Below are 15,306 nucleotides of genomic sequence, written 5' to 3' on the forward strand. Positions count from 1 at the left end.
GCGGGGGGATGTCTGCTGGATCAGAGCAGAGCGGCTAGCCCCGCCGGGATACGGGATGGTGGTCCAAGGTGCGGACACGAGTGCTTGGCGTGGTCGCGGTACTGGGAATCGGGGCGCTGGCACTCGGCGGCTGCACCTCGTCGGGATCCGGCTCGGCGAGCTCGACGTCGAGTCCGGGCGGGGCGAGCCTGCAGACCAACTACGAGGACGTCATCGCCTCGGTGATGCCCTCGGTGGTGGAGATCACGAGCCCCAGCTCGCTCGGAACCGGGGAGATCCTCGACACCCAGGGCGACATCGTCACCAACAACCACGTCGTCGCCGGCTCGGACACGTACACGGTCACCCTGTCCACCTCCGGAGAGGGCTTCGCCGCCACGCTCGTCAGCCGCTTCCCGCAGGGCGACCTCGCGGTGATCAAACTGACGAATCCGCCGTCCGGGCTCAAGCCGGTGACCTGGGCCGACTCCTCCAAGGCGGCGGTCGGGCAGATCGTGCTCGCGATGGGCAACCCGATCGGGCTCTCGAGCTCGTCGACCGACGGCATCATCTCCGCGACCGGACGCACCGTCACCGAGCCGAAGAGCGAGAACACGCCCGCCGCCACCCTGACCGACATGATCCAGACCTCTGCGGAGATCAACTCCGGCAACAGCGGCGGCGCGCTGGTCGACCTGAACGGCCACGTGGTCGGGATCCCGACCCTGACCGCCGTGGACCAGAACCTCGGCGGCGCGCACCCGGGCATCGGCTTCGCCATCCCCTCGAACGAGGCGAAGCGGATCGCCGACCAGATCGTCACCCACGGCAAGGTCGTCGACTCCGGCCTCGCCTCGCTCGGCATCACCGGCCGCACCGTCATCGACTCCAACGCGAACCCGGTCGGCGTCGGCGTGGTGGAAGTCACGTCCGGCGGGCCGGCCGCCAACGCCGGCATCGTTCCCGGCGACCTCATCACCTCCGTCGACAAGGTCCAGATCACGTCCATGGAGGCCCTGTCGGCGCTGCTCGCGACGCTCAGCCCGGGCCAGAAGGTGCCGGTCGGCTTCACCGAGGCGAACGGCACGAAGAGCACGGTCGAGGTCACCCTCGGGACCCTCCAGGTCTCCTAGTCCGTCTCCTGGTCCGTCTCTGACACGGCATAGCCCCGGAAGCTGCTCAAGCTCTCGACGGCACCGCCGTCACCGGTCCCGTCGCGAACCGGATGAGCGCGCCGGCCTCCGGAAACCGCGGCGGGAGGCGCGCCGAACCGCGACCGGTCCGGGCGCGCGACGGCGCCGGCAGGCACGGGGCGACGCGCCGTGGCGTCTCACGTGCGGTCCGGATTCTGGGATCGGCTGGACGTCCCCCCGGCTCGGGTGCAAACCTGGGGACATGTCCCCTGCCATAGACCGACCCGTCGCGCGCGCCGCGGCGCGTCTGCGGGTGCGCGACCTCGGCGTCGCGCTGGTCTCGCGTCGGCACGTGGACTTCGGCCGCAGCTCCAGCGCGATCTGTCGGGCGTAGCCAGCCTCCAAGCCCGCCGCCCGCTTCATCACGTCACGTTGAAGGATTCCCTCCATGACGACTGCAGAGTCGCGTCCGAACGCCTCCGCCCAGGACCCCGGCGCCGCGCCGCGGCGGACCGCGAGCGTGAAGTCGCACCAGATCCACCGGCACCGCGGCGAGGGGCAGTGGGCGAAGGGGCACTTCACCCCGCTCAACGGCAACGAGCAGGTGAAGAAGGACGACGACGGCCTCAACGTCCGCGCGCGGATCGAGAACATCTACGCGCACCGCGGCTTCGACTCGATCGACGGCGCCGACCTGCGCGGCCGGATGCGCTGGTGGGGCCTCTACACCCAGCGCCGCCCCGGGATCGACGGCGGGCGCACCGCTGTGCTCGAGCCGGAGGAGCTGGACGACAAGTACTTCATGCTGCGGGTGCGCATCGACGGCGGCCGGCTGACGCTGGCCCAGCTGCGCGCGATCGCGACCGTCTCGACGGACTACGCGCGCGGCACCGCGGACATCACCGACCGGCAGAACATCCAGCTGCACTGGATCCGCATCGAGGACGTCCCGACGATCTGGAAGATCCTCGAGGGCGTCGGCCTGAGCACCACCGAGGCGTGCGGCGACGTCCCCCGCGTCATCCTCGGCTCGCCGGTCGCCGGCGTCTCGAAGGACGAGATCCTGGACGGCACCCCGGCGATCGAGGCGATCAACGAGCGCTTCATCGGTTCCCGCGAGTTCTCGAACCTGCCGCGCAAGTTCAAGACCGCCATCTCCGGCCTGCAGGACGTGGTGCACGAGGCGAACGACATCTCGTTCGTCGGCGTCGTGCACCCGGAGCACGGGCCGGGATTCGACCTCTGGGTCGGCGGCGGCCTGTCCACGAATCCGCAGTTCGCGAAGCGGCTCGGGGCCTGGATTCCGCTGGCGGAGGTCCCCGAGGTCTGGGCCGGGGTGGCCGGCATCTTCCGCGACTACGGCTACCGCCGGCTGCGCAACCGCGCGCGTCTGAAGTTCCTGATGGCCGACTGGGGTCCGGCGCGCTTCCGCGAGGTGCTGGAGACCGAGTACCTCAAGCGCGGGCTGATCGACGGCCCGGCGCCGGCGTTCGTGCCGCCGACCGAGCGCGACCACGTGGGCGTGCACGAGCAGAAGGACGGCAACTTCTACGTCGGCTTCGCGCCGCGGGTCGGCCGGGTCGACGGACCGACGCTGGCGAAGATCGCCGACCTCGCCGAGGCCGCGGGCTCGGAGCGGATCCGCACCACGGCCGACCAGAAGATGCTGATCCTGGACGTGCCGCGGGACCGGGTCGAGCCGCTGGTCGAGGCGCTGGCCGCGCTGGACCTGCAGGTACGGCCGAGCGTCTTCCGGCGGCACACGATGGCGTGCACCGGCATCGAGTTCTGCAAGCTGGCGATCGTCGAGACCAAGGCGCTGGCCTCGGACGTGATCGACGAGCTGGAGAAGCGGCTGCCGGACTTCGACACGCCGGTGACGGTGAACGTCAACGGCTGCCCGAACTCCTGCGCCCGGATCCAGACCGCCGACATCGGGCTCAAGGGCCAGCTCGTCCGGAACAAGGACGGCGAGCAGGTCGAGGGCTTCCAGGTGCACCTCGGCGGCCACTTCGGCTCGGACCTGGACGACGAGGGCTCCTTCGGCCGCAAGGTGCGCGGGCTCAAGGTCACCGCGTCCGAACTGCCCGACTACATCGAGCGGGTGCTGAAGAACTTCCAGGCGGGGCGGCACGAGGGCGAGTCCTTCGCGCAGTGGACCGTGCGGGCCTCGGAAGCCGAACTCGGCTAGGCCACCCGGCGATAGGTCGAAGACACGGAGCAGGAAGCGAACGTAGCCGCGTGGACGCAGCGTGTAGGCAGGTCAAAGCGGAATACAGGAGTTACACGCCTGTCGCTTACCGCACGGTAACAATCCGGCCTTCGCGCAGTACCCTGGCCCCATGACAGAGGCGTACATCGTCGGCGCGGTGCGGACCGCGGTCGGCAGGCGCGGCGGCGCGCTCAGCGCCGTGCACCCCGCCGACCTGGGCGCGCACGTTCTCCGTTCCCTGATGGAGCGCACCGGGGCGGACCCGGGCGCGGTGGACGACGTCGTGTTCGGCTGCATCGACAACGTCGGGCCGCAGAGCACGGACATCGCGCGCACGGCCTGGCTCGCGGCCGGGCTGCCCGAGCACGTGCCGGGGGTCACCATCGACCGGCAGTGCGGTTCCTCGCAGCAGGCCGTGCACTTCGCCGCGCAGGCGGTGATGTCCGGCACCTCGGACCTCGTCGTCGCGGGCGGCGTGCAGTCGATGTCGCAGATCCCGCTCTGGTACTCGGGCGTCGGTGCGGTGGAGAAGCTCGGCATGACCGAGGGGCCCTTCGCCGGTTCGACGGGCTGGCGGGAGCGCTACGGCGAGCAGCCGGTCAGCCAGTTCCACGGCGCCGAGCGGATCGCCGAGAAGTGGGACATCTCCCGGGCCGAGATGGAGGAGTGGGCGCTGCGCTCGCACACCCGGGCCGTGGCCGCGATCGACGCCGGATACTTCGAGCGCGAGATCGCGCCGTACCAGGGCTTCGCCGTGGACGAGGGGCCGCGCCGCGGCACCAGCCTGGAGCAGATGGCCGGCCTCAAGACCCTGGCCGACGGCGGCCGGCTGACGGCGGCGGTCTCCTCCCCCACCAACGACGCCTCGGCGGCGCTGCTGATCGCCTCCGAAGACGCCGTCCGGGTGCACGGGCTGACGCCGCGGGCGCGGATCCACCACCTCTCGGTGCGCGCGGACGACCCGATCATGATGCTGACGGCCCCGATCCCGGCCACCGCCCACGCGCTGCGCAAGACAGGGCTCGACATCGGGGACGTCGACCTGGTAGAGATCAACGAGGCGTTCGCCAGCGTCGTACTGGCCTGGTTGCGGGAAACAGGCTGCGATCCGGCGAAGGTGAACGTCAACGGCGGGGCGATCGCGCTCGGCCACCCGATCGGCGCGACCGGCGCCCGGCTGATGACCTCGATGCTGCACGAGCTGGAGCGCACTGGGGGGCGCTACGGACTGCAGACGATGTGCGAGGGCGGAGGCCAGGCCAACGTGACGATCATCGAAAGACTCTGAACAGACCACCCCCGCCCGGTTAGGCTCGCACTATGGCGATGATCGAACTCCCGCAGCCCGACGACGCGGTCGTCTCGGGGCCGCCCTGGCTCTGGTGGGCGCAGCGCGGAGAGAAGGCGCGGCTGGCCGGCATGGCCCTGCCCGCGGACAACTTCGACTTCAGCCGGCTCTCCGAGCTCGGTTTCGACACCGTCGTCTCGCTCATCGGCTTCGGCAACTACAGCCCGGCCCCGCTCGAGCGGCACGTGTTCACCCTGCACGACCTGGTGAACGGCGGCCTGCCGCCGGACCCGGTGCACGAGGAGCTCGAGCTGCGCGCGGCCGTCGCGAAGGTCTGCTCGCTGCTCGACGAGGGCCGCAACGTCGTGGTGCACTGCCGGGCCGGGATCGGCCGCACCGGCACGGTGATCGCCTGCGCGCTCACCGCCCGCGGCTACGACCCGGACGAGGTCGTCGGCTGGCTGGACCGGGTCCAGCGGCTGCGCACCAAGCACGACGGCTGGCCGGAATCGCGCTGGCAGAGCGAAATGGTGGCCCGCTTCGCCGGCTGAGGCCGGGCCTTCGGCACCCGGCGGTGGGGGCGGCAAGGCTGCTGCCCTCACCCCGCCCGCCTGCGAAAGCCGGCCGTACCACCATCCCGGAACTCCACCCCGCTCACGGCGGCCGATCGCGCTAGCCGGCCCGCGAGAGCTCATGTGCCGCGTCTCACACCTCGGTCCGCATAGCGGGACGAGGTAGACGCGGACGCCTCGGGATGGCAATCTCGAATCATGTCCCGCTCCGGAATCGCCCTCGTAGGTCGGCTGCACGTCGACCTCAAGCGCGTTTCCAGCGCAGTCTGTCTGCCCACCCGCTGACCCCCGCCGCCGTCGACACCGCCTCGATCGCGCGCCGCATCCGGCGCCCGAGGCGCGCCACGCGGGCCGGGCTGATGCGTCGGACGGGACATTCCACTCCTTCCGGCTCCGGCCAGGCCCGACCACGCCTATCCCGGAAGAGGACTCGCCGTGAGCGAACGAGCCGCACCGCAGTACTGCCCGTACTGCGGCGATGAGGACCTGCGTCCCGAGGTGCTGTCCGGCGACAAGCCGGAGGCCAGCCACGGCGTGTGGCTGTGCCGGGCGTGCGCGCGGGTCTTCCGTCTGAACTTCGTCGGTCTCAGCAGTTTGGCGGTATCCAAGTCATGACCGCGCTCATATCACGATCCGAGACGACCGAGGACGCGCTGCGGGCGCTGGCCGACGAGGCCGAGGCCCGGTTCGCGGACCGGCCGGCCGCCGAGGTGCTGGCGTGGGCCGGGCAGACCTTCGGGTCGAACCTCGTACTGGCGTCGTCGATGGCGGACACGCACCTGGTGCACCTGGCGCAGACCGTGGTGCCCGGCATCGACGTGCTGTTCCTGGACACCGGCTACCACTTCGTCGAGACGATCGGCACGCGTGACGCGGTCGCCGCGGTCTACGACGTGAACCTGGTCTCGGTCACCCCGAGGCAGACCGTCGCCGAGCAGGACGCCGAGTACGGCGCGAACCTGTTCGAGCGCAACCCCGAGCAGTGCTGCGCGCTGCGGAAGGTCGAGCCGCTCGAGCGCGGGCTCTCCCCGTACACGGCGTGGATCAACGGGATGCGCCGGGTGGACGCCCCGACCCGCAAGGACATCCGCGTCGTGGACTTCGACGCCAAGCGCGGCATGGTGAAGATCTCGCCGATCGCCGCGTGGACCGACGAAGACGTGCAGGAGTACGCCGAGAAGCACGGCGTGCTGGTCAACCCGCTCTTCCAGGACGGATACACCTCGATCGGGTGCGCCCCCTGCACCCGGCGCACCGCCCCCGGGGAGGACCCGCGGGCCGGACGCTGGGCCGGGTTCGCCAAGACCGAGTGCGGACTGCACACGTGACGAAGGAGACTGACATGACCGTTGTGGATACCGTGAGCCCCCTTCGCCTGAGCCACCTGGACGCGCTCGAGTCGGAGGCCGCGCACATCTTCCGCGAGGCCGCGGCCGAGTTCGAGCGCCCGGTGCTGCTGTTCTCCGGCGGCAAGGACTCGATCGTGATGCTGCACGTGGCGATGAAGGCCTTCTGGCCCGCCAAGGTGCCCTTCGGGCTGCTGCACGTCGACACCGGCCACAACTTCCCCGAGGTGCTCGAGTACCGCGACCGCACCGTCGCGGAGCACGGGCTGCGGCTGGAGGTCGCGAAGGTGCAGGACTACATCGACGACGGCCGGCTGCGCGAGCGCGCGGACGGCACCCGCAACCCGCTGCAGACCGTGCCGCTGCTGGACGCGATCAACGCGCACCGCTTCGACGCCGTGTTCGGCGGCGGACGGCGCGACGAGGAGAAGGCCCGCGCGAAGGAGCGGGTGTTCTCGCTGCGCGACGAGTTCGGCCAGTGGGACCCGCGCCGGCAGCGCCCCGAGCTGTGGTCGCTCTACAACGGCAGGCACCGGCCCGGCGAGCACGTGCGCGTGTTCCCGCTGAGCAACTGGACCGAGCTCGACGTCTGGCAGTACATCGAGCAGGAGAAGATCGAGCTCCCGGAGATCTACTTCGCGCACGAGCGCGAGGTGTTCAAGCGCAACGGGATGTGGCTCACGCCCGGCGAGTGGGGCGGGCCGAAGGACGGCGAGACGATCGAGACGCGCTCCGTGCGCTACCGGACCGTCGGCGACATGTCCTGCACCGGCGCCGTCGACTCGACCGCCGCGACGCTGCAGGACATCATCACCGAGATCGCCGCGTCCACGCTGACCGAGCGCGGCGCGACGCGCGCCGACGACAAGATGTCCGAAGCCGCCATGGAAGACCGCAAGCGCGAGGGGTATTTCTAAAGATGACCGCCATCCACGAGCCGCCCCTGGAGACGCCGGCCGGCACGCTGCTCCGGCTGGCCACCGCGGGCTCCGTCGACGACGGCAAGTCCACCCTCGTCGGCCGGCTGCTGCACGACACCAAGCAGGTCTTCGCCGACCAGCTCGACGCCGTGGAGCGGGTCTCGCGCGAGCGCGGCCTCGACGGCGCCGATCTGGCGCTGCTGACCGACGGCCTGCGCGCCGAGCGCGAGCAGGGCATCACGATCGACGTCGCCTACCGCTACTTCGCGACCCCGAAGCGCCGGTTCATCCTGGCCGACACGCCGGGCCACGTGCAGTACACCCGGAACATGGTCACCGGCGCCTCGACCGCGCAGCTGGCCGTGGTGCTGGTGGACGCGCGGCACGGCGTGGTCGAGCAGACCCGCCGGCACGCGGCCGTCGCGGCGCTGCTGAAGGTGCCGCACGTGGTGCTCGCGGTGAACAAGATGGACCTGGTGGACTACCGGGAGTCGGTGTTCGCGCCGATCGCCGACGAGTTCGCCGCCTACACCCGGGCGCTGGGCGTGCCGGACGTGACCGCGATCCCGATCTCGGCGCTGGCCGGCGACAACGTCGTGGACCCGTCGAACCACATGGACTGGTACGCGGGCCCGACGCTGCTCGAGCACCTGGAGAACGTGGACGTCGACCACGACCCGCAGTTCTGCGCGGCGCGGCTGCCGGTCCAGTACGTCCTTCGGCCGCAGAGCCCCGAGTTCCGCGACTACCGCGGCTACGCGGGCCAGGTCACCGCCGGCGCGTTCCGTCCGGGCGACGAGGTGCTGGTGCTGCCCTCGGGCCGGCGCACCACGATCGCCGGGATCGACCGGCTCGGCGAGCAGGACGTCGACCTGGCCTACGCGCCGCAGTCGGTGACCATCCGGCTCGCGGACGACGTGGACGTCTCCCGCGGCGACGTGATCGTCGCGGCGGACCGGGCGCCCGAGGTGACGCAGGACGTGGTCGCCACGGTCTGCCACATCGCCGACCGGCCGCTGCGCGCGGGCGACCGGGTGCTGCTGCGCCACGGCACCTCGACCGTCAAGGCGATCGTGCGCTCGCTGGACTCGACGCTGAACCTGGAGACGCTGCGCCGCGACCCGAACCCGGAGGCGCTGCGGGCCAACGACATCGGCCAGGTCACGCTGCGCACCGCCGCCCCGCTTCCGCTGGACGACTACGCCGATCACCGGCGCACCGGCTCCTTCCTGCTGATCGACGACGCCGACGGGACGACGTTGACCGCGGGCATGGTGGGCGTGCCGCTGGGATCCGAGGACTGAGCAAGAGGATGTCAGTGTTCCACTTCATACTCGCCGGGATCTCCGGCGCGATCGAGCCGAAGGGCACCGGGCGGCTGAGCGGGTGTCGCGCCCACGACGCCGCGCCATCGCACCACCCCGCCCTTCCCTTCGACTCCTCGCGAGGAAACCCATGCCCAGAACCGGAAAGTTCCCCTTAGCGCTGCGCACCGCCTCTGCCCTCGTCGTCGGCGCACTGACCCTCGCGGTCACCAGCGCGTGCGCCCATGCGACGGCGGGGACGAGCTCTGCCGCCGGCGGCGGCAGCACCGGAACCTCCTCCGGCACCGCGGCCTCGTCGCTGCGGCTCGGCTATTTCGCCAACGTCACCCACTCCACCGCGATCGCCGAGGTCGCGAACGGCACGCTCGCCAAGGATCTCGGCTCGACCACGCTGAGCACCACGATCTTCAACGCGGGCCCGGCCGAGATGACCGCGCTGCTGTCCGGCCAGCTGGACGCCGCGTACGTCGGCCCCTCCTCCGCCCTGTCCGCCTGGACCAAGTCTGACAAGCAGGGCCTGACGATCGTCGCGGGCGCCGAGACCGGCGGCGCCGAACTCGTCGTCGACAGCTCCATCACCTCCGCCGCGCAGCTCAAGGGGAAGACCATCGCGTCCCCGCAGCTCGGCAACACGCAGGACGTGGCACTGCGCTACTGGCTCAAGCAGCAGGGCTACACGACGAACGAGCAGGGCGGCGGTGACGTGAGCATCCAGCCGGAGGCGAACGCGACCACGCTCAGCCTGTTCGAGCAGGGCAAGATCCAGGGCGCCTGGGTGCCCGAGCCCTGGGCCTCCCGGCTGGTGGTCGAGGGCAAGGGCCACGTGCTGGTGGACGAGAAGTCGCTGTGGCCCGCCGGCGAGTTCGCCACGACGAACCTCGTCGTGAACACCGCGTACCTCAAGGCCCACCCGCAGACGGTGGCCGAGCTGCTGGACGCGCAGATCGCCGTGAACAAGTGGATCACGGCGAACCCGGCCGCGGCGCAGACCCTGATCAGCGGCGCGATCAAGAAGCTGACCGGCTCGACGATCAAGGCGAGCGAGATCGAGCGGGCCTGGACCGAGGAGTCGGTGACCAACGACCCGCTGGTCTCCTCGCTGCAGACCTCGCTGGACCACGCGGTGGCCGACGGACTGCTCAAGAGCACCTCGCTCACCGGGATCTTCGACCTGACGCTGCTCAACCAGGAGCTGACGAAGGCCGGGGAGACCACGGTCTCCACCTCGTGACCGACTGACCCAGGAGAAGGGACACCGCGATGACTGTGACCGCGACCGTGGGCGAAGAGCTCGAGGCGGTCGAGCCGGCGGCCGTACGGCTGACCGGCGTGACCAAGACCTTCGGCAAGGGCGGCGTGCCGGTGCTGGACGGGATCGACCTGTCCGTGGCGCCCGGCGAGTTCGTCTGCCTGCTCGGCGCCTCCGGCTGCGGCAAGTCGACGCTGCTGAACCTGATCGCGGGCCTGGACCCGGCCAGCTCGGGCCTCATCGAGCTGCCGGGGAAGGGCTCGCGCCCGGGGCACGCGGCGCTGATGTTCCAGGAGTCGGCGCTCTTCCCCTGGCTCACGGCGGGCCGCAACGTGGAACTCGCGCTCAAGTTGCGCGGGGTGCGCGCGAAGGCCGAGCGGCGCGAGGAGGCCCAGCGGCTGCTGGGCCTGGTCCGGCTCGGCTCCGCCTACGACAAGCGGGTGCACGAGCTGTCCGGCGGCATGCGCCAGCGCGTCGCGCTGGCGCGCTCGCTGGCCCAGCAGGCCGACGTGCTGCTGATGGACGAGCCGTTCGCCGCGCTCGACGCCATCACCCGCGACGTGCTGCACGAGGAGCTGGTCAAGCTCTGGTCGGAGACCGGCCTGACCGTCATCTTCGTGACGCACAACGTGCGCGAGGCCGCCCGCCTCGGCCAGCGCGTCATCCTGCTCTCCTCCCGCCCGGGCCGGATCGCCCGGGAGTGGCGGGTGGAGATCCCGCAGCCGCGGCGGATCGAGGACGCCGCGGTGACCGACCTGACCCGGCAGATCACCGCCGAGCTGCACAAGGAGATCAGCCGCCATGGCAACTGAAGTCGTCGAAGATCTCGTGCCCGAGCCCGAGGCCGAGTTCACCTCGCTCGAGGCCGGCCTGGACGCGCTGGAGACCGCCGCCGAATCGCGCAAGCCCTGGTGGCGGCGCGTGCTGCTGGCCAAGGTGCTGCCGCCGGTGCTCGCGGTCGTGGCGCTGCTGCTGATCTGGGACCTGCTGGTGCTGGCGCAGATCAAGCCGGCCTGGGTGCTGCCCGGCCCGGCCGACGTCTGGGACGAGCTGACCTCGAACTGGAGCACGTACCAGATCAGCGCGGCGATCTGGGACTCGGTCTCCCGCGGCGTGATCGGCTTCGCCATCTCGGTCGTGGTCGGCACGGTGCTCGGCCTGTCGATCGCGCGCATCCCGTGGCTGCGCGCGGCGATCCAGCCGATCCTGTCCGGCCTGCAGTCGCTGCCGTCGGTGGCCTGGGTGCCGATCGGCATCATGTGGTTCGGCATCACCAGCGGCACGATCTACACCGTGGTGCTGCTCGGGGCGATCCCGTCCGTGACGATCGGCCTCATCGACGGCGTGGACCAGATCCCGCCGATCTACACCCGGGTGGGCCGCAACCTCGGCGCGCGCGGGCTGAACTCGGCGCGGCACGTGCTGTTCCCGGCGGTGCTGCCCGGCTACGTCAGCGGCCTGAAGCAGGGCTGGGCGTTCTCCTGGCGCTCGCTGATGGCGGCCGAGCTGATCGCCGTCTCCCCTCACCTCGGCCCCGGCGTGGGCCAGGCGATGGCGGAGGCCGGCGACAACAACGACATGGCGATGGCGTTCGGAATCCTGATCATCATCCTGGTGATCGGCATCGGCATCAACGCCGCGTTCTTCGCGCCGATCGAGCGGCGCCTGCTGCGCAGCCGGGGGCTGGTCCGCTCGTGAGCGAGCTTGCGAGCGAACCGTTGAGAACGGTGCGATTCCCCGCGAGCGCCGAAGAGGTGGCGGCGTGAGTCGGCTGCTGCTCGTCGCCCATGGTTCTCGGGACCCGCGTTACGCGGCGTCCTACGAGACCCTGTGCGCGCAGCTGCACCGACAGGGGCACGCCGCGCGGGTCGGCCACCTCGGGCTCTGCGGCCCGGACGTGGTCGAGGCGGCGCGGCTGCTTGCCCGGCAGGGCGGCGACGAGCCGATCGTGGCGGTGCCGATGTTCCTCAACCACGGCTACCACGTGGCGCACGACGTGCCCGCCGCGGTCGCCGAGGCGCGCGCGGCCCTCGGCGCGCACGAGCGCATCCTGGTCGCCGAGCCGCTGGGCCCGGACCGGTTGCTGATCGAGGCCATGGAGTCGCGGCTGCGCGAGCTCGGCGTGTGGCCCGGGGACCCGGAGACCGCCGTCGTGCTGGCCTCGGCGGGCACCTCGGACGCAGCGGCGCGCGGCGTGCTCGAGGCGGCGGCCGCGCGCTGGGCCCGCACCGGCTGGCACAGCGTCAGCCCCGCCTACGCGGCGGCCGCGGAGCCCGACGCGGCCCGGGCGGTCGCCGGGGCCCGCGCGGCGGGTGCGCGGGACGTCGTGATCGCAAGCTACTTCCTCGCTCCCGGATTGCTGGCCGACCGGGTCGCCAACGGCACCCCCGGCGTCCGGATGGCCGCCCCGCTGGCCACCCCGGCCGATGTGGACCCGGCGCTGCTCAGGCTGGTGGTCGCCCGGGCCGGCGCCGCGCTGCGGCGGAACGCGGGCAGCCACGGAGGGCGCCCCCGCCCGGGGGCCCGGAACGGAAGCGCCCTGCGACGCTAGGCCACGCCCTCCGACGATCGCCGGGCCACGGCACCTGCCACGCACGCTCGCGGCCTTGCAGGGACGGTTACAGACGACGAATGTGCGCCCGCTCCTACGCCTTGCGTGCGCACGCATCAGACACCGCGGCCTGATCCGACGCTAGTCCGAAGACACGGCCTACATCGACCTGCCCGACGGCGTGTCAGCTCCGCGGTTGCCGACTGCTACCCGATCGGCGCATTCCCACGATCATCGGAATCGGCCCGCGCGGTCGGGACTCGAGAACGGTCAGGACTCGAGAACCCGCTCGCGCTCCGCGGCGAGGTCGAAGTCGCCCGGCGGGTACTGCGGATCGATCGACTCGAGCGCCTCGATCAGCAGCCGGAGCACGGCGTAGTTGCGGTACCACTTGCGGTCCGCCGGCACGACGTGCCAGGGCGCCGCCTCGGTGCCGCAGCGCTCCAGGGCTATCCGGTAGGCCTCCTGGAAGTCCGGCCACAGCATCCGGTCGTCGACGTCGGTCGGGGTGTACTTCCAGCGCTTGGCGGGGCTCTCCAGCCGGGCCAGCAGCCGCTCGCGCTGCTCGTCGGGCGAGATGTGCAGGAAGCACTTCACGATCACGGTGCCGTCGTCGACCAGCGACTTCTCGAAGCGGTTGATCGTGTTGTAGCGGCGGCCGATGTGCATCGGCAGCACCAGCTTGCGCACCTTCGCGACGAGCACGTCCTCGTAGTGCGAGCGGTCGAAGATGCCGATCTGGCCGGCCTCCGGCACGTTGTTGCGGATCCGCCAGAGGAAGTCGTGCGCCTGCTCCTCGACCGTGGGGGCCTTGAACGCCCTGATCCGGGTGCCGTTGGGGTCGAGCAGGCCGACGACGTGGCGCACCGTGCCGCCCTTGCCCGAGGTGTCCATGCCCTGCAGCACGAGCAGCACGCGGCGCTTCGAGTCCCCGCCGGCGGCCGCGGCGTAGAGCCGCTCCTGCAGCTCGGCCACCCGCGCGGCGAGCGCCGGGAGCTGGGCCTCGACCTGCGCGCGGTTCTCCACGCCGGGCGTGGCCGCGGTCTCGATCGCGGCCAGGTCCACCGGGGCGCCGGGCTTGAGCCGCAGCAGCTCGCCGAGGACGGTGTCCGGGATCGGGGCGTCGGCGAAGGCGGCCTCGGCGGCGACGATCTGCGCGGCGACCTGCTCGACGAGCTGCTTGGCCTCCTCGGGCGCGAGCTCGGCGTCCTCGACCTTCAGCACGGCCTTCGCGGTCGCCTTGGCGGCCTTGTACTCCTCCTGGGCGCGCCGGGCCTCGGCCTCGAAGTCCTTGGCCTTCTTCGCGGCGGACTTGGCAGTGGCCTTGGTGACCTCGACGGCCTTGTCGGCCTTCGCCCGGACCGCCTTCGTCAGTTCCTTGGTCCGCAGCTTCTCGGCCCGCGCCGCCTTCTCGGCCTTCCCGGCATCCTTGGCCTTGGCGGGCTTCTTCTGCTTGTCCTGCTTCTGCGCCATGACCGGATTCTCCCATGCGAGCGCGCCGGATGCACCACCGGTCCGCAGGTGATTCACCGCGGGGTGCCCGCCGGTTCACCGCGCATTCACCGGCGGTTATCAGCCCTAGGCGACGAGCGCCGCGCCCGCCTTCGTCAGCGAGATCAGCCGGCTGACCGCGCGCAGGTACTTCTTCCGGTAGCCGCCGCCCAGCAGCTCCGGGGTGAACAGCCGGTCGGCGGCCACGCCGGAGGCGAGCACCGGGACCGAGCGGTCGTAGAGCCGGTCGACGAAGACGACGAAGCGCAGCGCGGCGTTCTGGTCCTCGATCGGGCGCACGCCGAGCAGGCCGAGCGCCTCGACGCCGTCGAGCAGCGCGCCGTACCGGCTCGGGTGCAGGGTGCTGAGATGCTTCACGAGGGCGTCGAAGTCGTCGACGAAGCGGGACTCGCCGCCGTCGGCGTACCCGCGCACGGAGGCGTCGCTGAGCGGATCCGGCGCCGACGCGCCGTCCCTCCGCCGGTAGTCCCGCCCCTCGATGCGCACCGCGGTGAACCGCGCGGCCAGGCCCTGGATCTCGCGCAGGAAGTCGGCGGCGGCGAAGCGGCCCTCGCCGAGCTGGCCGGGCAGCGTGTTCGAGGTCGCGGCCAGCTGCACGCCGGCCTCGGCGAGCCGGGTCAGCAGCGTGGAGACGAGCACCGTGTCGCCGGGATCGTCGAGTTCGAACTCGTCGATGCAGACCAGCCGCTGGGTGGCCAGGTGCGCGACGGTGGGCCCGAAGCCCAGCGCCCCCACCAGGTTCGTGTACTCCACGAAGGTGCCGTAGACCTTCGGCCCCTCGGTCTCGTGCCAGAGCGAGGCGAGCAGGTGGGTCTTGCCGACGCCGTAGCCGCCGTCCAAGTAGACGCCGCGGCCCTCGCCGCCGGCCGCGGAGGAGGAGCGGCGCAGCAGCCCGCGTATGCCGGACTTCCCGCCGGAGCCGCCGCCGGACCACGCCGCGGCCCGCTCCGAGAGCAGATCGCGCGCGGCCGACTGGCTCGGCTCGGCCGCGTCGGGGATGTAGGTGGCGAAGCGCGCGTGCGCGAACCGCGGCGGCGGCACGAGCTCCGCGATCAGCCGGTCGGCGGAAACGGCGGGTCGGCGCTCGGTGAGGGAGTTCGCGTAGCCGCGCTCGGCGATCGTCACATGATCAATTTTATCGAGCGCGGATGGTGATCATGGCAGGTGGCCGCGTGAGCTGCCTCACGATGGCACGTGACGTGCCTCACTATCCGGGCAC

Annotated in this window: 16 protein-coding genes; 14 read left to right on the forward strand and 2 right to left on the reverse strand. The window is 71.5% G+C overall.

What is annotated here, in order from left to right:
- Positions 1-80: 80 nt before the first annotated feature.
- The 14 genes from KDK95_RS06960 to KDK95_RS07015 all read left to right on the forward strand — a co-directional run bounded on the left by KDK95_RS06960 (position 81) and on the right by KDK95_RS07015 (position 12,575).
- Positions 81-1,112, forward strand: coding sequence for a S1C family serine protease (locus KDK95_RS06960; RefSeq protein WP_212517193.1), 1,032 nt, complete (start codon positions 81-83; stop codon positions 1,110-1,112).
- A gap of 262 nt (positions 1,113-1,374) precedes the next feature.
- On the forward strand, positions 1,375-1,506 hold the full coding sequence (locus KDK95_RS36750) for a hypothetical protein (RefSeq protein WP_282971250.1): 132 nt from the start codon (positions 1,375-1,377) through the stop codon (positions 1,504-1,506).
- 54 nt (positions 1,507-1,560) lie between these two features.
- Positions 1,561-3,303 carry a nitrite/sulfite reductase gene (locus tag KDK95_RS06965; protein ID WP_212517194.1) on the forward strand — a complete coding sequence of 581 codons (1,743 nt, stop codon included), beginning with the start codon at positions 1,561-1,563 and terminating at the stop codon, positions 3,301-3,303.
- A gap of 151 nt (positions 3,304-3,454) precedes the next feature.
- Positions 3,455-4,612: an acetyl-CoA C-acetyltransferase gene (locus KDK95_RS06970; RefSeq protein WP_212517195.1), complete on the forward strand. Its 1,158-nt coding sequence runs from the start codon at positions 3,455-3,457 to the stop codon at positions 4,610-4,612.
- 32 nt (positions 4,613-4,644) lie between these two features.
- Positions 4,645-5,163 carry a protein-tyrosine phosphatase family protein gene (locus KDK95_RS06975; RefSeq protein ID WP_212517196.1) on the forward strand — a complete coding sequence of 173 codons (519 nt, stop codon included), beginning with the start codon at positions 4,645-4,647 and terminating at the stop codon, positions 5,161-5,163.
- Between the two features lie 219 nt (positions 5,164-5,382).
- Entirely contained in the window at positions 5,383-5,469 is an 87-nt protein-coding gene (locus KDK95_RS38155; RefSeq protein WP_372463275.1) for a putative leader peptide, read from the forward strand.
- Positions 5,470-5,619: 150 nt separating this feature from the next.
- A complete protein-coding gene (locus KDK95_RS06980) occupies positions 5,620-5,799 on the forward strand; it encodes a hypothetical protein (protein ID WP_212517197.1) in 180 nt (59 codons plus the stop codon).
- Entirely contained in the window at positions 5,796-6,512 is a 717-nt protein-coding gene (locus tag KDK95_RS06985) for a phosphoadenylyl-sulfate reductase (RefSeq protein WP_212517198.1), read from the forward strand. The genes KDK95_RS06980 and KDK95_RS06985 overlap by 4 nt, the downstream gene beginning before the upstream one ends.
- 14 nt (positions 6,513-6,526) lie before the next feature.
- Complete coding sequence (gene cysD, locus KDK95_RS06990) at positions 6,527-7,447, forward strand: sulfate adenylyltransferase subunit CysD (protein ID WP_212517199.1); 921 nt, start codon at positions 6,527-6,529, stop codon at positions 7,445-7,447.
- Positions 7,448-7,449: 2 nt separating this feature from the next.
- Positions 7,450-8,754: a sulfate adenylyltransferase subunit 1 gene (locus KDK95_RS06995; RefSeq protein ID WP_212517200.1), complete on the forward strand. Its 1,305-nt coding sequence runs from the start codon at positions 7,450-7,452 to the stop codon at positions 8,752-8,754.
- Between the two features lie 151 nt (positions 8,755-8,905).
- Positions 8,906-10,006 carry an ABC transporter substrate-binding protein gene (locus KDK95_RS07000; RefSeq protein ID WP_212517201.1) on the forward strand — a complete coding sequence of 367 codons (1,101 nt, stop codon included), beginning with the start codon at positions 8,906-8,908 and terminating at the stop codon, positions 10,004-10,006.
- 29 nt (positions 10,007-10,035) lie between these two features.
- Positions 10,036-10,836, forward strand: coding sequence for an ABC transporter ATP-binding protein (locus KDK95_RS07005; RefSeq protein WP_212517202.1), 801 nt, complete (start codon positions 10,036-10,038; stop codon positions 10,834-10,836).
- The gene (locus tag KDK95_RS07010) at positions 10,826-11,722 is read left to right on the forward strand and encodes an ABC transporter permease (protein WP_212517203.1); all 897 of its coding nucleotides are present in this window, start codon (positions 10,826-10,828) and stop codon (positions 11,720-11,722) included. Before KDK95_RS07005 ends, KDK95_RS07010 begins: the two co-directional genes overlap by 11 nt.
- A 64-nt stretch (positions 11,723-11,786) precedes the next feature.
- On the forward strand, positions 11,787-12,575 hold the full coding sequence (locus KDK95_RS07015; RefSeq protein WP_212517204.1) for a sirohydrochlorin chelatase: 789 nt from the start codon (positions 11,787-11,789) through the stop codon (positions 12,573-12,575).
- 270 nt (positions 12,576-12,845) lie between these two features.
- On the opposite strand, the gene KDK95_RS07020 is transcribed toward KDK95_RS07015, so the two are convergent.
- Together KDK95_RS07020 and zapE are read right to left on the reverse strand one after the other, a co-directional pair.
- Positions 12,846-14,048: a PPK2 family polyphosphate kinase gene (locus tag KDK95_RS07020; protein WP_212517205.1), complete on the reverse strand. Its 1,203-nt coding sequence runs from the start codon at positions 14,046-14,048 to the stop codon at positions 12,846-12,848.
- 105 nt (positions 14,049-14,153) lie between these two features.
- Entirely contained in the window at positions 14,154-15,212 is a 1,059-nt protein-coding gene (gene zapE / locus KDK95_RS07025; RefSeq protein ID WP_307844226.1) for a cell division protein ZapE, read from the reverse strand.
- Between the last annotated feature and the right edge of the window lie 94 nt (positions 15,213-15,306).

Source organism: Actinospica acidithermotolerans (genome assembly GCF_018139625.1).
Lineage (GTDB): Bacteria > Actinomycetota > Actinomycetes > Streptomycetales > Catenulisporaceae > Actinospica > Actinospica acidithermotolerans.